Source organism: Rhizobium altiplani (genome assembly GCF_001542405.1).
Taxonomy (GTDB): Bacteria; Pseudomonadota; Alphaproteobacteria; order Rhizobiales; family Rhizobiaceae; genus Rhizobium; species Rhizobium altiplani.
The window spans coordinates 1-20,574 of the sequence record NZ_LNCD01000039.1 but is presented as its reverse complement, the minus strand read 5'-3'; the positions used below and the strand labels follow the sequence as shown (position 1 = coordinate 20,574).

Below are 20,574 nucleotides of genomic sequence, written 5' to 3'. Positions count from 1 at the left end.
TACAATCCTGTTTCATAACGCCCATCTTTCTATGTTGTTGAAGAGAATAAGCTTTCCTGATCTGGAGACGATCCTGTGGGGTGTCGAGGGTTTTGCCGGGCACGATTGAGGATCTGACGTGCTTGTGGAGTCGCGATTCTTGAACGGCTGAAGATCCATGGGCCATCGGGTAGCGGATGAGCCCCCTCAATCTCGCCGGCCTCGGCCGCCAGACGCAGCGTCTTTGGTGTTATCCCGAGTAACTTCGCCGCACCGCTCAGATTAAGCCACGGCTCGACACCGTCGATCTGGGGACGGAAGACCGGAATCTTGCGATATGACCTCAGCGCAGTGACCCGCTCCCGTGTCCAACGATTGCCATTGCCGGTCGTCAGTCCATTGCGATTGAGGACACCGGCAATCACATCGTCATTGGCAATAAGGACGAGCTGTCGCACAGCGTCGACGATGTCGTCAGGCGTCGCGTTTCTTTGCCCGCGGCGCCGTTTAGGCAGGCGCAGCTCGGTATGGACGCCACCAACCCAATGAATGACGAGGACGATCTCAGAGGTTCCATCATCGAGATCGGCGACCACTTCATTGATGAGCGTGCGCACGATGCGCTTCTTCAGCCTTGCATCGGTTGTCGGCGCCGTCCAGACGATGCGAAGATTCCCCGCAAGTGCGGTTACCTGGGAAGCGGACATGGGGAATGGCTGCGGCGCAACTGTCCGATGTTTGGCAATCTTGGCCTCAATCTCGCCGACACGAGCGAGCGCTTTGTTCCAGCGTGCTTCGAGCTCCGACGTCACCAGCCTATTCTCCGGATCGGCCGCGTCGTATTGCCGGAAGGCCCGGTCGGCGACATAGCGCGCTGCCTCGAGGTCGCGCAGCAGGGCATCCTGAACCCGGTCGCGTTGGCTGGCCATATTCCGTTCCGCCTCGATGGCGGCGGCAATGGCTCCCGGTTCCACCACCCCTAGCAGCGCCTCTTCGATCGCGTCATCGACCCGCAGACCGCCGAAAGCAATGCAGCGGGGCTCGCCATTGTCGAGTAGACCACGCCAGCAGGAATAGCGCGGAATGTTATGCTTGGCTCCGGTGTACCGGACCGTCAGCTTCCGACCGCACCTCTTGCAACGGAAAAGGCCGGCAAGCAGAGCGTCACCATGTTTCGGCGCTCCGTGATGGCGGCTAGCCGGCATATTATCGCTGACCATCTTGCGGATCTCCTCCGCCCGTTCCCAACTGACGTAACCTTCGTGTGCATCCGGGATCAGCGCCAACCATTCATCACGCGTCTTGCGGCGAATTCCAGATCGGCCATCGTATCGGGGCACGGAGCGACTCTTACCATAAGCGTACGCTCCGCCGTAGATCGGGTTCGCAATCATCCGGTGGATGGTGGCATAATTTGGCCTTCGCCAGATGACGTCACCATTGGCGTACCTGACCGGCAGGTCCAGCCCCTGCTCGAGGAACCATAGTAGAGCCTGCCGCGCACTGCCGAGTTCGGCAACCTTGTTGAAGACGAGTGCAATGGCTTCCTGGATGCGTCGGTCGGGATCCTTCTCGATCCTGTCACCGGCCTTTACGAAGCCGACCGGAACAGTAACGACGAGTTCACCGCGGCGAGCCTTCTCATAGCGGGCGGAAAGGGAACGCTGACGCAAGAGATCGAGTTCATACTCGTTGAGGCTGCCCTTCAAACCCAAGAGCAGGCGGTCGTTGCCCTGGCGGGGCGCATAAACCGCTTCCTGGTCGACCAGGACCGTATCAACAACACGGCACATCTCGATGAGTTGTTGCCAGTCCCGGCTGTTCCGGGCGAAGCGCGATACCTCACGTGCCGCCACGGCGCCGACCTTTCCAAGGCAGACTTCCGCCACCATCCGGTCAAATCCAGCGCGGGTCACGCCGCCGGCGGCCGAACGACCAAGGTCGTCATCCACCGTCTCTATATGTGACCATCCAAGCGCGGCCAGCCGGTCGCGCATGGCGTACTGGAGGGCGCTACTTTCGCGATTGTGGAGGACCTGGTGAGCCGAGGACTGCCGAACATAGAGGATGGCCTTCCGCTCCAGATGATGCGGCCCGATCTTCTCATGCATCATGACCGGCATCCTTCTGCTGGGAGGCACGCCCGCAGTTTGCGTGATCGACGAACAGCCGCACGATGAGCACCGTCAGCGCTTGGCGGGTCTCCTCTGGCAACTCCAGCCATTGCGGCGTCCCTGCCTTCTTTCCCCGCTGTGGAACCGAAAACAGATCGAACTGGTATGTCATGGACTGGCAAGGCATGGACATCTCTCCGACTCGTTTCGTGAGAGGCCAATGCTGCGCCCATTACCGCAGATTGCGATGAGGCATCGGCGTCTTCCAGTAACTTTGCCAAAGCATGCAGGCTTGAGAGATCGACGTAAGGAACCGGCGGGCTGCGCCAATATCCGCTCACGGAGCGGTCGAACATCCATGCTGGGACTTCAAGAAGTCGATCAGAAGAAGAACCAGAAAGGCTGCAGCGGAAAATATGCGTCCCTTTGGACAGCGCCTCATGGACGTGAACAAACCGCCCGGACCAGGGATGCCACGGATACAAAAGCTCGCGAACCTCGGTCCCGTGGGTGTTCTGTCGTCGTGTTGTATAACGAAATCCATCCACACTCAGCGCTGAAGATGGCCTCCCCAAGGGAGTTCATCAAAGCATTGTCTCAATAGCTGATCTGTCCGGCGAAATGGGGGGCACTCCACATGGTCGACTAGCAAGCTGCCGTGCTGCGCCTTCGTCTTCGTTCTCGCAGTCGACCTGATCCTGCTTGCGCTTTCAAACTACAAGTGGGTGCAACTTCCACCGAACTTGTTCTCGTCGAGCCACCTCGTGCGATGGCAGGCGTCGGACGGGCAGCGGACGCCCGAGCACTAGCATTTCGAACGTATCAATAGTTTGCCGTCCAAACCGCTGTGTTTCCTGTTAGATTCCTATCTAGGCGTACACATCGAACATTGGCGGGCTCAATGAACCCCGATGAACAGCTATCCCGTTCGAATTGGAGGGCCGGCGAAGACCGCTCCACAACTCAGCACAAGGTTTCAATTCTTGGGGTGAGACGGCCTCTCATTGCCCAGACGCTGTGTCCGGATCATCGGTTTCAGCCAACTCGGGGAACCGCCGTTCCGCAGATACGAGGCGATTGGTTGACGCCAGCCCCTTTGATTGTTCGACTAAAGCGCGGGAGGATTTCAACTGAGCATCACAGAGGGGTTTGCCCATGTGTGCACACCGCTGTTGGCAGGGGAGCACCGAGTCACCGTCAGTGGTCAGCGCCTACGTCTTCTCCTTTCGAGCCGATGTTTTTCTTCCTGCCGAACACGCATTTCGTGGCGCCGGACGCTCCCCCCGCATCATTGGCATGGTCAGAAGAGGTTCTCTAGGAAGGAAACCCGCGTGCCGCCAGAATGGGGAAGTTGGAGCGCTTTCAGCTTTCGAGATGCAGCTGGTGATTTTCGAGGACAGCATCTCCGGAACCTCAAGCGCGCAAACTCGAGGTCGGAATAGCCTCTTTGGGTTCCCCTCCCGGCTCGAGACGACCCCTTAATTCGATAAAACTGGCAGCAGGCGACTATAGACTGACGGTTCGGTATTCGCTATTTCGGATGCCTCGCGATATAACAAGCCACACCGTCGATTCTCCAAGGCCTCTTATGTTGAAGAAAGTGCAACGCAGTTTTGCCGTCGAGTACAAAAAGGGCAGGCGAAAACTTGATCCAAGGTCGAACTCCATCTGGGGCAACATGGACCTGAAGTCAGTCGCTCGCGATATCGAGGAAGAAACATCGATGCATCTGTCAGATAGCTCTCGGCGTGGCAAATCTGACGGGGAAATGTCTGTCCCGCGACCTGATCACAAGTCGTTGTTGACATCGCCTCTTAGGACGTCAACTACTGTATCAGTTACACAGGAGACGAGCATGGCCGACGAGACTGAAGCGACAACCAGGGCCGATAGACCGACCGTCGTCGAGACGCCTACCGCGCCGAAGAAGCAGCGCAAACCCCGCGCCAAGAAAGCAGCGGCACTCGAGACGTCGTCAGCTGACGCTACGGCAGAGGCGGCAGTTGCGCTGACCGGTGCCGGTGGCGTGAAAAGGAGAGGGCCCAAGGCAAAGGTGACCGAAGCCGCGTCGAGTGCCAAACGTCCGCGTGTTAGCCGTGCCCCAAAGGCCGTGCAGACCGCCTCGGCCGCGCCGATGACCGCGATCGATGACATGGCGGATCTGTTGCAGTTGGAAGAGGAAAATCAGCGACTGCGCAAGCTTCTCGCTGAAAAGCTTCGCGCTGAAAATGCCGATCTGCGCAAACGGCTCAAGCTCGATTGATATAAGCAGCCGGCCAGTCGCCGGCCGCATTGCTATGCTTATCGAGACATAAAGTTTGGTAGCGTTCGATGCGTTGCCGGAACGAAAGCTCGCAACCTGCTAGCGGAATAAAAAGCGAGGTCAGAGAGATGGCGTCTCCCTGGAAATTTCTTGTCCGACTGATCTCACCGGAACGCGAAGAAAGGCGAGAAAACAGCTCGACCGAAAAGGTGACACAAGGAGTGCCGTCGGAAACTGCCGATCCGGCTGAAGCGCCTGCCGAGGAGAGCCTGAATAGCGGGGACGGGCCGAGAAGCGACGCGACACAGCGTCACGATCAAGCCGCTACAACGTTCACAGAGCGTGTGCGTTCCGAAGAAGCCGCTGGCCAAGATAAAATCGACGGCAGAGATGTTGAAGTCGTGCAGGCTGTTCATCCAGTTCTTTCCGACGAGTCTGGTACGGACATCATCGCTGCGCATCGTGCTGTGGACATTCAGGCAGCTGTCGAGGTCACACCGCGTAAGAAAAGAAGCCGCGGCAAGAAAACGGTAGCGGTCCCAAACGCTCCCCAGGCCCCCCAGGTCAGCAGCACCGGAAACGAAATGAACCTGGATGAAGAGATCAGGCTGCTCAGGGGGCAACTCGCCAGGAAGCTAAAGCTGCAAAACGCGCAGTTGAGAAAAATGCTCGAGCGGTTTGAACGGTGAAACGTCGGCTGGTCTTGCCCACTGAAACGGATTCGATTGCATACAGTTCAACATTCTCAGATTGAATGGGGTTTCGCAGGTTCGATTTCGTCAAGGCGCTCTCGCTGTATTGGAATTATCGCTTCTCCGAACCCCGGCAGGGCGTCGAAGAAATCGGCGACGAGGCCATAGTCGGCGACCTGGAAGATCGGTGCCTCCTCGTCCTTGTTGATGGCGACGATCACTTTCGAATCCTTCATGCCCGCCAGGGCTGGATAGCGCCGAGCTCGTCGGCAAGCGGCAGGATGACCCCTCCTTGAACTTCTCGGCCGAGCCGAGTACCAAATGCTTACGCCCTTGCGTGCTGCCGCGCAGATAGACTCGGGCGACCCACTAGAAATTATAGATCGTGGCGCTATGACTAGGATGATCAGATATGTCTTTAAATTCACAGCCGGCAGCCGCTCTGCTCGCAGCCTTGGGTGGGTGCTGCATTGTGCTCATCGGCATGATGGGCTCTGGCAAGACATCAGTTGGTCGACCGCTTGCGGGAAGGCTGGGACTCGATTTTATCGACGCCGATGCTGAAATCGAAGCGGCGCACCGCATGACGATCCCGGAGATTTTTGCCCAGCACGGCGAGACCTATTTTCGCGACGTCGAGCGGCGTATGCTCGCGCGGCTTCTGGCTGAAGGACGGAAAGTGGTGGCAACCGGCGGAGGCGCGTTCATGAACGCCGAAACCCGCGCGCGGATCGCGGAGAAGGGGGTGTCAATCTGGCTGAAGGCAGATTTTGACGGATTAATCCGCCGCGTGCGCCGACGTGCCAATCGGCCGCTGCTGCAAACACGCGATCCTGAAGGTGCCCTGCGCAAATTGATAGATGACCGTTACCCGATTTATGCTTTAGCCGACGTCACGGTAGTGTCGCACGATGGACCGCACGAAATGGTCGCGGCGGAAACAATTCGGGCTTTGATGTCCTATTTGAACGTTCCGCCCGGCCCATAGGCGAGTCGTCTGCGTCATCCAGATGCGGCGAGCTAGTGGAGTTGCACGAGGGCTCCATTCGCTTCAGTCCACCCGGTAGCTGGGGCTTTGACCTCAGGATTTAGGCTTAGGTGACGAGCAATCCACAACCACGCCTGTGAGTGCCGAGAGTGAACCTGAGCGGGGCAATAATTTGTCCTGCAGAAATCTCCCTCTGCACCAGAAATTGCGGGACGGCCCACTCAGATGCTGGGTGCCGCCTGGAGGAATTCGCCAGAAACTGCTCGGAGGCGGCGCGTCGGCGGGTCGTGTCCCTACAGGTGGTGTAGCTCGTAGCGAAGCCGCTCGCGAGCGCGCCCTAAACAGCGCGGTAGTGAGCGGGCGGCGAAGCGGTGGTCATCGATGTTCTCCGGTAGGGTCGGGTTGCTGACACCAACCTGATTCGAAGGAACCACCGATGACCGACCACATGATGAACCTGCGTGCGCTCGTGGAGAAGTCCCCCGGTGCCGGTTATGGCGAGAAGAACCCGCTGCGGACGGCCCAGCGCAACGGCTACCGCGAGCGGGATTGGGAGACGGGCGCCGGAACTGTCGAGTTGCGCATTCCGAAGCTCAGGAAGGGCTCTTACTTTCCAGGCTTCCTGGAGCCGCGGCGCATGGCCGAGAAGGCGCTGACGGCGGTCATCCAGGAAGCCTATGTGCAGGGAATCTCGACCCGCTCGGTCGACGATCTGGTCAAGGCCATGGGTATGAGCGGCATCTCCAAGAGCCAGGTCAGCCGGCTGTGGGAAGAGATTGATGGCAAGGTCAAGGCCTTCCTCGAGCGGCCGATCGAGGGCGACTGGCCATATCTGTGGATCGATGCCACCTACCTAAAGGTCCGCCGCGGCGGCCGCATCGTCTCCGTCGCCGTGATCATCGCCGTCGGTGTCAACAGCGACGGTCGCCGCGAGGTGCTGGGCATGGAGGTCGGCACCTCCGAGGCCGAGCCGATCTGGACCGAGTTCCTACGCAAACTGACCCGCCGTGGCCTCAGAGGCGTCAAGCTGGTCGTCTCCGACGCCCACGAAGGCCTGAAGGCCGCCGTCACCAAGGTGCTCAGCGCGACCTGGCAGCGCTGCCGGGTGGGGTTGTTGAAGAACCAATCGTCGGCGGAGCTATGCGGAAGCCGGCGTCGGCCGTTGCCGTTTTGATTATCGTGCCGGTCATCGCGGCGACGGCGTCGAGACGACTGAGTATGACTTGCCCCTCATTAATCTCGCCTTGGTGACCTCCACATCTAAAATTACGCCGCATGCATCATCCACCACAGCATGTTGCTTGTAGGCTGGCTCCAGTCTCCGATTACGCCCGTTGGTCGCCATAGACGCGTCAGGGTCGGTGACGCAGACTTTCTTTTATTTGCCTGTTTTGCGGCTTTTTCGTTCGCTCTCAGCGGCTTCGTTGGCGTCAGTGACCGCATCTATATGGCGGACCGCCAGACTTTCCCAACTGACGTTGGCCCGGATAAGTGAGGCGTCGACATGAACGATCTGGCTGTCCAACGCGCCAGATACATGACGCTGGAAACCATCAGCCAGATGAGCGATGATCCGCTCATCAGCTTGCTAGCCGTAGCGCGCTGATCATCCCGGCCCATGCCGGAGAACGCGGCGACCAAAGCCGCCACCTACACCACTCCCTGGACATGATCCGTCGGCGACACAAAGGGCGCGCCGTCTCTGCTTCCAAAGACAAGAGCAGAGGCTCCCGACAAGTAAGAGCACTGTGCGTCGTCGGGCTCTATTGAGTCAATGCGCACGGATGGCCTTCGCCGCCAGCGAAAGAAGTTCGATTGCCGCGGCTTTTAGCTTCTCCTCAACTTCCGTGAAGGGCAGGCTGGTATCACCCGGCACCTGAGTTTTCACACGTACTGAATGGCCGGCAACACCCGTCCCAGGCGCCGCGTGGTCTGTCCAAGTAGCGTCGAGCTCTCCAACGAACACCTTTTCATCTTCAAAGTATGCAATGTTGGTGACTTCCACCCATTCGAGTTGCATCGGCCTCTCCCAAAAATCGCGCCTCTCCTACCTACAGCAGATTGGCGCAATGGCATCTACCCGCAAAGGTGCGAGTTGCCCTGGCTCAAGGAGAAAGGCGTTGCGCCACCCTTCACAACACCTGCATCCTGTTACCTTCAAGCAGCCGGATCAGGCCATCGGACTGCATAGAGGGCGTTCACGACCTTGTCCTGACTGAATGACCGCTCTATGACCAGAGACGGCCATGACTTCTGCATGTCGGAGCGGGAAGGAGCGTTTACCTAGCACCAATGGAATAACTGCGTTCCGCAGATGATTTGCCAACGACGTACCCGATTGCGAAGGCAAGGGCCCCAATAGTAAGGACCACGCTGGTGGCGGTGTGTGGATGATTTGCAGCACCCGTTGCCAGTGCAGTTGTCTCATGCCTACAACGTCAGTTGCTGCCCTTGCAACTTTACCCATAACTTCCGGTGGGTCGGAAAGCGCGCACGAATTCTCCGGTGGGCAGCGCCAGCGTAGCCGACATGTTTGCCGAGAGTTAAGAAGCGTGAGGATCAGCCCGCCGCCGACTTCGACCATTCCAATGATCGGGTGAAACAGGAAGCAAATGACCACATAAAAGGGGAGCCAGGGCAGGTCGAAGAGCGCGGACGGTCCAGTGCCGGAAAGGTATGACCGGACCTGATCGAAATCGCGCAGGCCCTGAAGGCTATCCCCCCGCGTCTTGAGATTCAGCGGTGCCTTGACGAGCGCTCGATAGATGCGGCCGCTGAGGCTCTCGTCGAGCGCGCCGGCGATACGAACGAGCATCCGGTTCCGGATCAGCTCAAATATCCCCTGGAATCCATAGAGAAGCAGTGCGAGGAGACAGAGGGCGATGAGCGAAGGAATACTCCGGCTCGGCAGCACGCGGTCATAAACCTCGAGCATGAAGAAGGAGCCGGTGAGATAGAGAATGTTGACGAGTGCGCTTGTAACGCCGACTCCGATGAAGGCCGTTCGGCAGTCGCGTAGGGCGGAGGCGGGATTGGCGCTCCTGTTGCTCGATGTTGCTGCAAAGTCTGTCACTAATGTCACCCCACGGGATAAGCGGCCGCACTTAGCCTTACCGCGCTCTTCGGCGGCAAAAAAAGCAACGCCATTACCAGCGCCAGAGCACGAGAAGGCTCGCTTTGTGGCATAACGAGGTGCGGAATTTAACGCCACACTGCCCTTGAGGACTCTAGGCAATTCAACAGAGCCATGAGACGTGGAAGCAAATATCTGACCGTACAGCCTTAGCGGCCGGCCGATTCCTTGCACAAGAGAAAGACGCGGGATGAACTCAATCAACATGCCGACTGCATCTGCGGAAACACAAAACGCGCCGCCGCTCGACAAAGACGGATGGCGTCGGAACCGGCAGCGAAGGCTGCCGGTTCCTCAAACCATCTAAGTCACTCAGAGATGCCACCAGTCTGATGAGGGCTCTGAACTCGCGACGGTTTAGGCGATGGGGTGGAAGCCGGGCTCTTCCGGCCCACTGACGTTGAGAACCCAAGTGTTCTGGCTGGCGCCGGGCTTAGGTACATTCACTTCCTCGCCATTAGCTCCAGCATACATTGTCATCGAGGGTCTCCTTTTTAGTGCTTCTACCCCGCCCAAAAGCCGCTCTAGCATTGGTAAGCATCTGCAAGCCAATCCATATTTTGCATAGAGCGAATTCAACCTATGAATGAGAACGTCCGGAAGATCTTCGCTGGCGGCTTCCACAGGGGCCCGAGGACCGAACTGAAGATCGTAGTCCTGAGCTATGACTCGTTACCGATCTGGACGCTCCGCGGGGCGCGCAAAGGACCTACGAAACGCCGCAAAACTGCGCGTCTGGGAAAGCCCGAGAGGGGTCAGGCCGCAGACCCGTTCCAAGCTCACTCGAAGACTAGTTAAAATACAAGCGTCCGATGAACTCGATGTGTCGAGCGGCATTACCTTTGCCTGCTATGGCGTTGATCAATCCAGCTCGATGTGACGCGATCGCCATCATTCTATCGAGGCGGGTGATCCAAGAGGCAATGTTAGGGGTGCGGCTACCGAGATAGGCGAGAACCTGATGGGTCTAAATAACGCTGTGGATGTCGCTGCTATGCGACTTTCCGCTCCTGGAATAACTCCTTGAGGGCAAGTTCCAAGTTGCGGCGGTTTTGGTTGGCACGGCTATTGCAGAGATCTTGCTTGACCGTTTGCTGCTCAAAAGCCTGTGCAAGAATTCTACATTGTTAGCGACGGAAAAATGGGGTGCGTCTGCTATCGGCTTCATATGACCACAGCTACCAAGCGGTCGACTCCAACGCGTTACGACGCTCGCCGGAGTCTCTGGACCCAACAGCCTTTTTCGCAAGAGCAAGCGTGAAAAACAAGTTCTCGACTGCGATCGAGGAGGAAGTCTTGGAACAGAAACTTGAAGGCAAGGTAGCGCTTATAACAGGCGCAAGTTCAGGTATCGGCCGGGCGACTGCGCTGGCCCTTGGAAGACACGGTGTGAAGCTCGCGCTCGTCGGCCGTTCTGCCGAAAGGCTCGAGCAGGTCGCGAATAAATCAGCCAGCGAAACGCTTGTTTTGTCGACTGATCTATCCGCTCCGGGATCCGTCAAACATGTCGTCGATGCGACGACAGAGCGATTTGGGCGGATTGACATATTGCTTCCTAACGCGGGCATCTATATCCCTGGGGAGGTTGCTGAAGGCGATCCTAACGCTTGGGACAAGTTAATCGCTATCAATGTCAGTGCGGTCTTCCGTCTGGCTCGCGCTGTATTGCCGAGCATGATAAAGCAAGCAAGTGGGCAATTTATCGTTACATCATCCGTAGCCGGCCACCAGGCCCTCGTGGGAGAGCCGATCTATTCTGCTTCAAAACATGCGATCCAGGCTTTTGTGCATGGCTTGCGGCGGCAGACGATGGAACATAATATTCGCGTCGGTTCAGTGGCGCCTGGTATTGTGCTGAATGAGCTCTGGGGCTACACCGACTCCGTGGCTGTTGATGCCAAGGTGGAGGCGCGAGAGGGCCTCCGATCGGAAGACGTGGCTGACGCAGTGATCTATATGCTGACGCGACCCGCCAACGTCACCATTCGCGACTTGGTGATCTTACCTCAGCTCCAGGATATCTGAACGCTGCCGTAGACGTCTAACAGGCTGCTGAAAAAGACTCTGGCGCACAGACTCTTGTCGTGATTCACTCGCTTCATGGCGATTTGGAGCTGATGGATGCGCGGCGGCGATGTAAGGACGGGTGAACTCTTCAGCTATGTCGATCTGGAGGATCGTGTTCGAAAAGATCATCCTCTACGGTCCATCCGGCAGATCGTGAACGAAGCGCTCGTTTCACTGGAACGAGATTTTGCGGCGCTTTATTCACCGATCGGACGGCCGTCGATCGCGCCTGAAAAGCTTCTACGTGCCATGCTTTTGCAGGCCTTCTATTCGATCCGTTCAGAGCGACTGCTGATGGAACGGTTGGAATACGATCTTCTCTTCCGCTGGTTCGTCGACATCGGCATTGACGATCCCTCTTGGGACCACTCGGTGTTTTCGAAGAACCGAGACCGGTTGCTTGATGGTGACATCGCTGCAAAGTTCCTGGGTGCAATCCTATCTCAGCCCAAAGTAAAGCGGCTGCTGTCAACGTACCACTTCTCTGTCGATGGCACGCTGATCGAAGCCTGGGCGTCGATCAAGAGCTTCAAGCCGAAGGGAGGTTCGGGTGAACCACCGTCGGATGCCGGCGGTCGAAATGTGGAAGCCGACTTCCATGGCGAAAAGCGTTCCAACGAGACGCATGCATCAACGACCGATCCGGATGCAAGGCTATATAGGAAGGGAAAAGGCAAGGAGGCCAAGCTGTGCTTCATGGGGCATGGGTTGATGGAAAACCACCATGGTCTTCTGGTGAATGCCTATTTGACAGAGGCCAGCGGTTATACCGAACGCATCGCGGCTCTTCACATGGTCGAACCTTTCTGCAGCCGGCCACAGGCAATCACGCTGGGTGCCGACAAGGCCTATGACACGAAAGACTTCGTCAAAGATTTGCGGTCGATGAAGGTGACGCCGCACGTGGCGCAGAACGTCAATGGTCGCCGCTCGGCCATTGATGCGCGCACGACGCGCCATTCGGGTTATGGGGTCAGCTTGCGCATCCGCAAGCGCATCGAGGAGGCGTTCGGCTGGATCAAGACCGTCGCGGGGCAGGACAAGACAAAGTTCCGTGGCCGCGATCGCGTCGGATGGGCCTTTACCTTCACGGCCGCCGCCTACAATCTGGTGCGGCTTCCGAAGCTCATGACGGAGACAGGCTGATGGCCAGAGTGTCTCCCTTCGCAATGGCTTTTGCCGGTCGTTGGCGCATCGTCGAGATGGACAACTGGGACAACGACGTCCTCGATCTCGTCGAAGAGGCGCATTTGACATTCCACGGCGCGGCAGACGGCGAAATTGCCTTCGTCGCGCTCAAGGGCTTCCTCGATGTCCGCTACGGCGCACGCGACGGATCAGCCTGTGCAGAGTTCTCATGGGAAGGACAAGACGAGAGCGACCCGGTTTGTGGTCGCGGATGGGCAGCTCTCGGCTCCGCCGGACGCCTTGTCGGGCACTTCTACGTCCACAACGGAGAAGATTCAGGCTTCGTCTGCGAACGCGACTGACTTCTTCAACAGCCTGCTAATGGTGCTCGGGCCAACTTCTAAAAGGCCGAAGCACTCGGGCTAACATCCCAAAGCAGAGCTTCAGCTTCAGTCCTTGTGGCTCTCGGCAGAAGTCAAGCTGGTCGTGTCAAACACATGCATGGCTCTTATAGCCGCCACGGCCATGCTTCCGACATTTGTCCTACCGCCTCAAACTCTCGGCGACAGGATTCTGTCAATTCTGTTTGAGAGTCTACACTCCCACTGAGTTAGAGCGATCGATTTCTGGTCGCCGCGCCGCAATCGGATTGTGCGAGCCCACAGGGTTATAACCGCAAAATGAAGGTCTTAAGACGAATAGGCTGGTTTGATGTGGCCTGCATCTTGCTTTCGATTTCGAGCATGCAGCGATACACGGGAGCGACATGAGCAACTCAAGCGTTAAGCCGACGGAAATGTTCCGCCATTTTTCGTTGGGGGTTGGACCTATGTCAAAAAACACGGTGCAGGCTTGCGGTAGAATTGCGAACCGCCACGGCATTCCTTTGATGTTGATTGCCAGCAGACGCCAGGTTGAAAGTAAGAAGCTGGGCGGTGGATATGTGGAGAATTGGACCACGCGTGAGTTTTGTGAATACGTTCGGAAAGAGTGTCCGCCGAATTCGTTGCTTATTTGCCGTGACCACGGGGGTCCCTGGCAACATCCAAGTGAGACGGAGCTCGACGACGAGAGTGCTATGAAATCTTCCCTAGCGTCATTCGAAGAGGATATCCGATCGGGATTCCAGTTAGTTCATATTGACACCAGCCTCGAGCGAAGGGGAGTTGCACAAACAAAAAAAGCGTTGCAAAGGCTGGTGGAGTTATACGCGCATTGTCATGATTTCGCGAGGGCGCTTGGCAGATCGGTTCACTTTGAGATCGGGTTCGAAGATCAAAGTGTCGACACAGATTATCCCCCTGAATTTTCCGACAAGCTGCATGATGTTCTAAAGAACCTGACTGACCGCAAACTACCGTTGCCATTGTTTGTTGTCGCTCAGACAGGCACGAAAATCCTCGAAACAGAAAATGTGGGAGCGATCAAATCGGCTCCCCTTGCGGTCCGACACTCAATCGAGCAGCTTGCAAAGAGTTGCAGCGAGCAGGGCGTCGCGTTAAAGGCCCACAACGCGGACTATTTGCCGACGGAGAAAATCTCAATGCTTAAGCGCTGTGGGGTCTCCTCGATGAACATTGCGCCGGAGCTAGGAGTTGCCGAAACGCGAGCGCTCGTAGCCGTCCTTAAAGAGTTTAATTTGAATGCTCAGCTGGAGCGGTTCTTGCAAATAGCCTTCGAATCGCTTGCTTGGAAGAAGTGGATGAAGCCGAACTCCCAAGCCTCGGATGCAGATCGTGCGATCATTGCAGGCCATTACGTATTTGGCACTGAAGAATGTCGAGCTATCAAGGACGCCGCTGAGTCAGCATGCTGCAGGATAGGAAAAACATTGGACCGACTTTTGCAGAGTAAGGTCGAAGAATCGGTCGAGCGATACGTCCTCGCGTCGGTCGGAAATGTAGGTGCTAAACATGATTGACAGTTACCTCCATGAGATCTTTTCCGGTGCACCAGGCCCAGGCCGCAGTGCTTTGAGCGCGGCCAAAATTGAGCACGTGACCACGGCCAAAAAGGTCACTAAGCGATGGGGCGAGGAGCGTTGGCTCATAGCTGAAGGAGCCCCCTTTGGATTTAAGGTCATCAACATTAGGGCTGGTCAAAAGACAAGCCTTCAGTACCATGAACGCAAGGAAGAGGCGAACCTAGTTCTGAGAGGAAGCGGCGTGTTCCTCTATGCCAACGCATCAAACGAACCGTTAAAGCAGGCGGATCTTAGCGCTGGTGACATCATCCATATTTTGCCAGGTAAGGTGCACCGCATCCACGCACGGACCGACGTAACACTAATAGAAGTTTCAACACCGGAATTGGATGATGTCATTCGACTTGAAGACGATTGGAACCGCGGCAGCGGTCGCATCGAGTCCGAACATTCTGGGGAGGAGGTTGAACAAGATGGATTTCAAGGTGGCGCGATATGATTATCGCTCGCAGTTCGCTGGCATTGAAGCCGTACTACTGCAGGAAATCAAGGACCTTCTAAACAACGGTCAATACGTCCTTGGAGATGCGGTCTTCGACTTTGAACGGGACTTTGCGGCATACATTGGGACAGAACATGCTGTCGGCGTGAATTCCGGTACGGACGCGTTGATCCTTGCCTTGCATGCGTTGGGAATCGGCCGGGGTGACGAGGTCATTACCGTAACAAACTCCTTCCACGCGACTGCGCTGGCAATTGTTAGAGTTGGGGCGATTCCGGTTCTGGTTGATTGCAGACCGGACACGTTTCTGATCGATCTGGAACAACTCGAAAGAAAAATTTCCGAACGAACGAAAGCTCTCATCGTGGTCCATCTGTTTGGTCAGTCGGTTGATATGGCCGTTGTCCATGACATTGCCAAACGTTACGAATTGCTTGTTGTCGAGGACTGCGCGCAAGCGATCGGCGCTCTATCCGGTGGAAAGAACGTCGGATCAACAAGCGACGCGGGTTGCTGGAGCTTCGCTCCTGCGAAGAATCTAGCTGCGGGCGGCGACGCCGGCGCTGTCACATTGAACAGCACGGAAATTTCGGATCGAATACGCCAATTGCGTCATTTCGGTCAGGCAACTCAAAACGAACATCTTACTCTCGGCTACAATTCCAGGCTCGACACGATCCAGGCTCTGATCCTGAAAAGAAAACTTGCGCGGGTCGCTAAGTGGGGCGCCGCCCGCGCTAAACTGGCATCGGCTTACAAGGAAAGATTGGAAGGTTTGCCGCTCGCATTTCAAGAGGGCGCTAAACCTGCAGAGCACGCCTACCATTTATTCCAGGTCCGAACAGACTCTCGCAATGATCTGCTGTCCCATTTGCGGAAAGATGGTGTTGACGCTGTTATACGATATCCAATCCCAATTCACTTGCAACCTGCTTTCGTTGATTTCGGATACCAGGTGGGTGACTTGCCCGTTGCGGAGGTTTTGGCGGCAGAAACACTTTGCTTGCCACTTCATCCAGCCATGACCGACGATCAGCTTCATCTCGTTTGCGACAGCATCAATTCCTTTTTTTGCTAGCAGACGATCGCTGACAACCACGGCGTCTAGACAGAGGGTTTTCTGCTGCTGGTGACCACTTACCAAGATTTCGATGCCGAGAACATTAGTATAGCTGAACTGTCTAGCGGTCTTGTGCGACATGGACGGCGTATTGGTTAATTCAATCTCACAAATCGAACGTTGCTTGTGTCATTGGGCGTCCAAGCTCAATCTAGATGTTGAACATATCGTAGAGCTCTCACATGGCCGTTGCGACCGCGATGTTGTTCAGCTCGCGGCACCGTAAGGGTCATCCGGGAACGTCTGTTGCCATTCTTTGCGCAAGGGCTGTTTCCGTACGCGAAATTGTGCAACCAAGGATCTGAGAGAAGCATGACTAGCGCCTCCGAGAGACGGCATGTTATGGTGGAGCGAGCGCGCAAGACCGGCTACGTTCCCTCCAAGATAGTTGAGGATGAGTTCGGTGTCGATAGCTCGACAATAAGGCGTGACCTCGCACGGTTGGAAGCAGAAGGTCTTATTATTCGCACCCAGGGAGGTTTTCTTCCCGTCGAACGCAAGGAAAACCACACCTATCCTTATGGACCTCGTCGCCTGGTTCGTCCGTCCGTAAAAAACCAACTTGGCGAATACGCCGCCCACTTGGTGGAAGAAGGTCAGACTGTCTTGATCGATGGCGGCTCAACCATGTGGCATGTGGCAAATCATCTTAAGTCGACCAGGAACCTCACTGTAATTACGAATGATCTGCAAATTGGGTTACTACTCTGCGAGTGGACCAACATTAATCTTCATGTCACAGGAGGTGCGCAAGTCGACGGCTTATATACGCTTGCTGGTCCGGCCACCGTCGAATTCATCGACAGAATACATGTTGACGTTGCGTTCCTCGGCGCCGAAGCAGTGGAGGCGGAGCTGGGACTCAGCGACGTGAATGTAATCGAGGTGCCAGTCAAGCAAGCAATGATAAGGGCAGCAGACTGCGCTGTCCTGGTCGCCGACAGTTCGAAATTTGGCAAAAGGTCGTTCGCGAAAGTCTGCGGGGTCGAGGAGCTCACGCTGATCGTGACGGACGGTCAGGTCACGCCTGAGCAGCGCGGGGCGTTCGGCCGGAAGCTCGAAATTGTCAACGTGAACTGCGAGTGAGGCGTGCATTGTAAGTTCCGTGTCACCAAGCGTGCATTGGAGCTTACAATCTTTCTGTCTTGCGAGGAGGGTCTGAGCGATTTCGAGAACCTTCTGGACCTTCTCTGGCGGCAGGAATGTTGGAAGGCCGGCAAGTCGCCAGCGGCGGATGGACGGCACACAGTCAGCGCGCGCCGTCGAGATGAAGCCCTTCAAATGCAAGTAGCGCAGGAAGGCACGTGCCACTCTGCACATGGCGGCGAGCCCTCTCTCATTCGACAGATATGCCACGAATACATGGACGATCTGCTCGTGCTCTGGATAGATGCGACTGTGTTTGAGCATAAAGGCACTGATCTGTTGTCGGTGAACCCGCAATGTCTCGACAGCTGCAGCTCGAGCGCGAACGAGGTCGCGCACCGCCTCATGGCCCTCATCAGGAACCCACACTGCCGTGAGCTCGCCGGCCCTTAATAGCCGGGCGAGCGCGAGGGCATCTCGACGATTGGTCTTTACTCTGTCGTGAGCGTCCGGTGAGCCGGTTTTGGTTAGGTGGGGAATTCGCGCAAGTTACAACACAGATGATTCATTTGTGACGTAACAGGGTATTTATGGCCAAGGTTGAGATCCTGACGGGTGCCATTCGACATGGTCTCTTGGCACCATTTGAGGATCGCCATGCTGGTCATCTGTAAGCGCGAATTTCTGCACACCTTCTGAAGCTCAGTGCTCTGGTGCATGAAGTGTCCACCAAAATAGGTGGACACCAAATCATGGATGAAGATGCTCCTAAACTGCAGGTGCGGCTTGTTGGTCGCGACGGCCGCCGTCGATATGACCCTGCTTCGCGAGATCAGCTTGTCGCAGCGTGTTTAGAGCCGGGCGTTTCGGTCTCGCGTCTCGCTCTGGAGCACGGCGTCAACGCCAATCTCGTTCGCAAGTGGGTGAAGAGAGCCAGAGAAGATCGTGCTTTGCCTGCGGTCTCGGCGTTCGTTCCGGTTCAGATAGCTGCGGATATGCACTCGTCTTCTGCCAGCGGTCCGCTGACGAAGGCGGAGCCGGTCGGCAAACGATCTCATGCATCCAAGCTGAGCGCGGTGCTGCCGAACGGGGTCAGCCTGACGGTGGAATGCAGCGATGTCGATGGCCTGGCGGCGATCATAGGAGCGTTGGGTCATGTTCAGGCTGGGCGCTGACCTCAAGGTCTATCTCCATCGGGAGCCGATCGACTGTAAGCGTCCGGCGAAGGCATTTTCGCTTGGTCGAGAGGCCGATATTATAGGCCGCGTTTCATCTCGTCTGCCATAACGCGTTCGACCACATCCGGATCGCATTGTTCATCGACGAGAAACTGGCGGATTCCACCATCCCATGTCCGTATGTCGGCGAGGAGATTTTGGAGTTCGTCCACGCCGTTCTCGGTCAGGCCCTTTGTGCCGAATTCGCTGCCGTCGCGGACATAAAGCAATTCGCCTTCGCTGATATTATCCGAGTTGGCGGTCACCTCTTCGATCAACTCGAGGTTCTCGCCGATCATCTCAGCGACCTCTTTGAGGGTATAGATGATCCTTGAGCGTGCCATCACGCAGCCTCGTACCGGTCTTTTGCCGGAGTCCACTGCCACGGGAGCAGTTCCTCAAGTCGATCCTTCGGATGGCTCTGGATCCTGGTCAGGACGTCTGTCAGATAGGTCTCTGGATTGTGGCCATGGAGTTTAGCTGTCTCGATGATGGTCAGGATAGTGGCGATGCGCTCGCCGCCCTTGTCTGATCCAGCAAAGAGCCAATTTTTTCTTCCAATTCCGAGTGGCCTCATAGCGCGCTCAGCTATGTTGTTATCGATTTCGACACGGCCATCGTCAATGTAGACGCTCAATGCTGCCCATCGCGAGAGAGCGTATCGCATCGCTTCGGCAAGCTTCTGTTTCTGCGGCAGCGTCGAAAGCGCCGTTTCAATCCAGGCCTTGAGGTCCGCCAGAATGGTCTGGCGTGTTGCTGGCGCAGTGTTCGCCTCTCGTCAGCCGACATGCCGCGGATACGATCCTCGATATCGTAGAGGGCACCGATGCGCGACAGAGCCTCGTCGGCGATCGAAGATGGCTTGAGCTTGATCACATCATGGAACTTGCGGCGCACATGCGCCATGCAGGCAGCTTCGATGATCTGGTTGCCGTAAAGCTTGCTATAGCCAGCATACCCGTCCGCATGCATTACGCCGTTGAAGTGAGCGAGGTGTTCAGCCGGATGCACGCCCTTTCGGTCGGGGCTATAGTAATAGGCGATCGCTCCGGGCGTGGGATCCTGGCAGCCGCTGCCATCGAAGACATAGACCCAGACCCTGCCGGTCTTCGTCTTTCCTCGTCCTGGGTCGAGAACATCGACCGGCGTGTCGTCCGTGTGTATTCGATCGATGGCCGCGAGATGGGCTCTGATCAGCGAGATGAGGGGCGAGAGCAGAACGGACACACGGCCAACCCAGTCCGCCATGACAGACCGGGAGATGTCTATCCCCAGCCGGTCGTACATCTCGGACAAATGGTAGAGCGGGATATGATCGTCAAATTTGGCGACCATGATGTGTGCGAGCAGTCCTGGTCCAGGTTTGCCTCGCTCGATCGGCAAGCTCGGCATCTCACCCGATACCATTGTATCGCAGTCCCTACAGACCATGCGCTTCTCGATATGCCGGACGATCTTCACAGAAGCCGGCACATGCTCCATCACCTGGACCACCTTGTCGGCCGCCTTCAGGAAGGACATGCCACCACAAGTCGGGCAACTGCAGGGCGCTGCATACACCCGCTCTTCAGTTGGAAGGCCATCCGGCAGAGGTCTGCGTTTCGGCTTGTCGGGGGCATCGTCCAGATCTGGCAACAGGCCTTTTCCGGAACGAGCATCAGCCTCGGCGCGAGAGGCTTCGATCTCCTCCAGCATCAGTTCGAATTGCTCAATCTTCCGATCGATCTTTTCCGAAGAAGCGCCATGCTGCCGATGGCGGAGCAGTTCCAGCTGCGCACGCAGAAGCCCGATAATGGAGTCTCGTTTGCTGACTTCGGCTACTTGGCTCTCAAGCTTCGCCGCCTGTTCAGCGACGAGCGCGCGCAATGCCAATAGCTCGTCCTGACTGTCCAGCGGCGGTGCTTTCATGCCCAAAAACATAGCCGATTTGCAGCGAAAGCACTAGCGTTTTGCCCCGGATGTCCCTGTAAAATATAGCTTTTAACCCGTGCGGCCAGGGGCGGAAGTCCACGCTGGTCGGCGCCAGTCAATCCCTTCAACAAGCATCGACAACTGCGCCTGCGTCAGATGCGCAACGCCATCTTTCGCCGTCGGCCAAGGAAAGTATCCGCGCTCGAGAATCTTGTAGAATAGGCAGAACCCCTCGCCATCCCACCATAGAAGCTTGATCCGGTCGGCGCGCTTTCCACGGAAGCCGAAGATCGCTCCGGAACCCGGCGCTTCCTTGATCACCGCCTCGACCATAGCGGACAGACCATCGATACCGCGCCGCATATCGGTCACCCCGCAAGCCAAGTAGACCCGCACATTTCCTGTCGGCCCGATCATGCAGCCTCAACACACGCGATCAACGATGACAGC

17 protein-coding genes and 7 pseudogenes are annotated in these 20,574 nt (G+C 56.7%); 13 read left to right on the top strand and 11 right to left on the bottom strand.

Annotation, left to right across the window (positions count from 1 at the left end):
* Positions 1-29 precede the first annotated feature (29 nt).
* The gene (locus tag AS026_RS08470; RefSeq protein WP_062368484.1) at positions 30-2,093 is read right to left on the bottom strand and encodes a recombinase family protein; all 2,064 of its coding nucleotides are present in this window, start codon (positions 2,091-2,093) and stop codon (positions 30-32) included.
* On the bottom strand, positions 2,083-2,280 hold the full coding sequence (locus AS026_RS43140) for a hypothetical protein (RefSeq protein ID WP_028749735.1): 198 nt from the start codon (positions 2,278-2,280) through the stop codon (positions 2,083-2,085). The genes AS026_RS08470 and AS026_RS43140 overlap by 11 nt, the downstream gene beginning before the upstream one ends.
* A gap of 1,404 nt (positions 2,281-3,684) precedes the next feature.
* Between AS026_RS43140 and AS026_RS42655 the strand changes: the two genes are divergently transcribed.
* Both AS026_RS42655 and AS026_RS08455 read left to right on the top strand, forming a co-directional pair.
* Complete coding sequence (locus tag AS026_RS42655; protein ID WP_028749485.1) at positions 3,685-4,356, top strand: transcriptional regulator; 672 nt, start codon at positions 3,685-3,687, stop codon at positions 4,354-4,356.
* Between the two features lie 128 nt (positions 4,357-4,484).
* A complete protein-coding gene (locus tag AS026_RS08455; RefSeq protein WP_007539255.1) occupies positions 4,485-5,045 on the top strand; it encodes a hypothetical protein in 561 nt (186 codons plus the stop codon).
* 56 nt (positions 5,046-5,101) lie between these two features.
* On the opposite strand, the pseudogene AS026_RS08450 reads toward AS026_RS08455, so the two are convergent.
* Positions 5,102-5,363 (bottom strand): annotated as a pseudogene (locus tag AS026_RS08450) (hypothetical protein); the annotation flags it as partial.
* 97 nt (positions 5,364-5,460) lie between these two features.
* Here AS026_RS08450 and AS026_RS08445 point away from each other — a divergent pair.
* Together AS026_RS08445 and AS026_RS08440 are read left to right on the top strand one after the other, a co-directional pair.
* Positions 5,461-6,036, top strand: a complete 576-nt coding sequence (locus AS026_RS08445) for a shikimate kinase (protein ID WP_007539253.1) — start codon at positions 5,461-5,463, stop codon at positions 6,034-6,036.
* Positions 6,037-6,472: 436 nt separating this feature from the next.
* Positions 6,473-7,159: pseudogene (locus AS026_RS08440) on the top strand (IS256 family transposase); the annotation flags it as partial.
* A 13-nt stretch (positions 7,160-7,172) separates the two neighbouring features.
* Here AS026_RS08440 and AS026_RS39515 read toward each other — a convergent pair.
* The 4 genes and pseudogenes from AS026_RS39515 to AS026_RS43970 form a co-directional block, all read right to left on the bottom strand.
* Positions 7,173-7,585 (bottom strand): annotated as a pseudogene (locus AS026_RS39515) (transposase); the annotation flags it as partial.
* Between the two features lie 222 nt (positions 7,586-7,807).
* The gene (locus AS026_RS08430; RefSeq protein WP_007539251.1) at positions 7,808-8,056 is read right to left on the bottom strand and encodes a hypothetical protein; all 249 of its coding nucleotides are present in this window, start codon (positions 8,054-8,056) and stop codon (positions 7,808-7,810) included.
* Between the two features lie 525 nt (positions 8,057-8,581).
* A pseudogene (locus AS026_RS39500) lies at positions 8,582-9,109 on the bottom strand (ABC transporter transmembrane domain-containing protein); the annotation flags it as partial.
* Between the two features lie 417 nt (positions 9,110-9,526).
* A complete protein-coding gene (locus AS026_RS43970; RefSeq protein WP_268871465.1) occupies positions 9,527-9,649 on the bottom strand; it encodes a hypothetical protein in 123 nt (40 codons plus the stop codon).
* Between the two features lie 816 nt (positions 9,650-10,465).
* Here AS026_RS43970 and AS026_RS08415 point away from each other — a divergent pair.
* The 7 genes from AS026_RS08415 to AS026_RS08385 all read left to right on the top strand — a co-directional run bounded on the left by AS026_RS08415 (position 10,466) and on the right by AS026_RS08385 (position 16,996).
* Positions 10,466-11,194: an SDR family oxidoreductase gene (locus tag AS026_RS08415; RefSeq protein WP_028749482.1), complete on the top strand. Its 729-nt coding sequence runs from the start codon at positions 10,466-10,468 to the stop codon at positions 11,192-11,194.
* A gap of 96 nt (positions 11,195-11,290) precedes the next feature.
* Entirely contained in the window at positions 11,291-12,382 is a 1,092-nt protein-coding gene (locus tag AS026_RS08410) for an IS5 family transposase (RefSeq protein ID WP_028749481.1), read from the top strand.
* Positions 12,382-12,726 carry a hypothetical protein gene (locus tag AS026_RS08405; RefSeq protein ID WP_007539244.1) on the top strand — a complete coding sequence of 115 codons (345 nt, stop codon included), beginning with the start codon at positions 12,382-12,384 and terminating at the stop codon, positions 12,724-12,726. The genes AS026_RS08410 and AS026_RS08405 overlap by 1 nt, the downstream gene beginning before the upstream one ends.
* Before the next feature lie 404 nt (positions 12,727-13,130).
* On the top strand, positions 13,131-14,285 hold the full coding sequence (locus AS026_RS08400) for a hypothetical protein (RefSeq protein WP_007539241.1): 1,155 nt from the start codon (positions 13,131-13,133) through the stop codon (positions 14,283-14,285).
* A complete protein-coding gene (locus tag AS026_RS08395; RefSeq protein ID WP_007539239.1) occupies positions 14,278-14,787 on the top strand; it encodes a cupin domain-containing protein in 510 nt (169 codons plus the stop codon). The genes AS026_RS08400 and AS026_RS08395 overlap by 8 nt, the downstream gene beginning before the upstream one ends.
* Positions 14,762-15,868, top strand: coding sequence for a DegT/DnrJ/EryC1/StrS family aminotransferase (locus AS026_RS08390; RefSeq protein ID WP_028749480.1), 1,107 nt, complete (start codon positions 14,762-14,764; stop codon positions 15,866-15,868). The genes AS026_RS08395 and AS026_RS08390 overlap by 26 nt, the downstream gene beginning before the upstream one ends.
* A 354-nt stretch (positions 15,869-16,222) precedes the next feature.
* Entirely contained in the window at positions 16,223-16,996 is a 774-nt protein-coding gene (locus AS026_RS08385) for a DeoR/GlpR family DNA-binding transcription regulator (RefSeq protein ID WP_007539235.1), read from the top strand.
* A 246-nt stretch (positions 16,997-17,242) separates the two neighbouring features.
* Here the strand turns inward: AS026_RS08385 and AS026_RS39495 are convergent.
* Positions 17,243-17,497: pseudogene (locus tag AS026_RS39495) on the bottom strand (IS110 family transposase); the annotation flags it as partial.
* A gap of 251 nt (positions 17,498-17,748) precedes the next feature.
* Between AS026_RS39495 and tnpA the strand changes: the two are divergent.
* Positions 17,749-18,171 (top strand): IS66-like element accessory protein TnpA, encoded by a 423-nt coding sequence (gene tnpA / locus AS026_RS08375; protein ID WP_007538829.1) that lies wholly within the window; start codon positions 17,749-17,751, stop codon positions 18,169-18,171.
* Positions 18,111-18,369: pseudogene (locus AS026_RS44435) on the top strand (IS5/IS1182 family transposase); the annotation flags it as partial. The gene tnpA and the pseudogene AS026_RS44435, both read left to right, overlap by 61 nt.
* Here AS026_RS44435 and AS026_RS43135 read toward each other — a convergent pair.
* The 3 genes and pseudogenes from AS026_RS43135 to tnpB form a co-directional block, all read right to left on the bottom strand.
* The gene (locus tag AS026_RS43135) at positions 18,252-18,557 is read right to left on the bottom strand and encodes a hypothetical protein (RefSeq protein WP_062369359.1); all 306 of its coding nucleotides are present in this window, start codon (positions 18,555-18,557) and stop codon (positions 18,252-18,254) included. The pseudogene AS026_RS44435 and the gene AS026_RS43135 overlap by 118 nt on opposite strands.
* Positions 18,557-20,121, bottom strand: a pseudogene (gene tnpC, locus AS026_RS08365) (IS66 family transposase). The gene AS026_RS43135 and the pseudogene tnpC overlap by 1 nt, the downstream one beginning before the upstream one ends.
* A gap of 72 nt (positions 20,122-20,193) precedes the next feature.
* Positions 20,194-20,541: an IS66 family insertion sequence element accessory protein TnpB gene (gene tnpB / locus AS026_RS08360; RefSeq protein ID WP_062369358.1), complete on the bottom strand. Its 348-nt coding sequence runs from the start codon at positions 20,539-20,541 to the stop codon at positions 20,194-20,196.
* Between the last annotated feature and the right edge of the window lie 33 nt (positions 20,542-20,574).

What these genes read in the sequence shown, in the direction of transcription:
- AS026_RS08395 (WP_007539239.1), top strand. Translation starts at nt 14,278, where the DNA reads ATGATTGACAGTTACCTCCATGAGATCTTTTCCGGTGCACCAGGCCCA.
- AS026_RS08385 (WP_007539235.1), top strand. Translation starts at nt 16,223, where the DNA reads ATGACTAGCGCCTCCGAGAGACGGCATGTTATGGTGGAGCGAGCGCGC.
- tnpB (WP_062369358.1), bottom strand. Translation starts at nt 20,541, where the DNA reads ATGATCGGGCCGACAGGAAATGTGCGGGTCTACTTGGCTTGCGGGGTG.
- AS026_RS08405 (WP_007539244.1), top strand. Translation starts at nt 12,382, where the DNA reads ATGGCCAGAGTGTCTCCCTTCGCAATGGCTTTTGCCGGTCGTTGGCGC.
- AS026_RS43135 (WP_062369359.1), bottom strand. Translation starts at nt 18,557, where the DNA reads ATGGCACGCTCAAGGATCATCTATACCCTCAAAGAGGTCGCTGAGATG.
- AS026_RS08455 (WP_007539255.1), top strand. Translation starts at nt 4,485, where the DNA reads ATGGCGTCTCCCTGGAAATTTCTTGTCCGACTGATCTCACCGGAACGC.
- tnpA (WP_007538829.1), top strand. Translation starts at nt 17,749, where the DNA reads ATGGATGAAGATGCTCCTAAACTGCAGGTGCGGCTTGTTGGTCGCGAC.
- AS026_RS08445 (WP_007539253.1), top strand. Translation starts at nt 5,461, where the DNA reads ATGTCTTTAAATTCACAGCCGGCAGCCGCTCTGCTCGCAGCCTTGGGT.
- AS026_RS08400 (WP_007539241.1), top strand. Translation starts at nt 13,131, where the DNA reads ATGAGCAACTCAAGCGTTAAGCCGACGGAAATGTTCCGCCATTTTTCG.
- AS026_RS43140 (WP_028749735.1), bottom strand. Translation starts at nt 2,280, where the DNA reads ATGCCTTGCCAGTCCATGACATACCAGTTCGATCTGTTTTCGGTTCCA.
- AS026_RS08390 (WP_028749480.1), top strand. Translation starts at nt 14,762, where the DNA reads ATGGATTTCAAGGTGGCGCGATATGATTATCGCTCGCAGTTCGCTGGC.
- AS026_RS43970 (WP_268871465.1), bottom strand. Translation starts at nt 9,649, where the DNA reads ATGACAATGTATGCTGGAGCTAATGGCGAGGAAGTGAATGTACCTAAG.
- AS026_RS08410 (WP_028749481.1), top strand. Translation starts at nt 11,291, where the DNA reads ATGCGCGGCGGCGATGTAAGGACGGGTGAACTCTTCAGCTATGTCGAT.
- AS026_RS08430 (WP_007539251.1), bottom strand. Translation starts at nt 8,056, where the DNA reads ATGCAACTCGAATGGGTGGAAGTCACCAACATTGCATACTTTGAAGAT.
- AS026_RS08470 (WP_062368484.1), bottom strand. Translation starts at nt 2,093, where the DNA reads ATGATGCATGAGAAGATCGGGCCGCATCATCTGGAGCGGAAGGCCATC.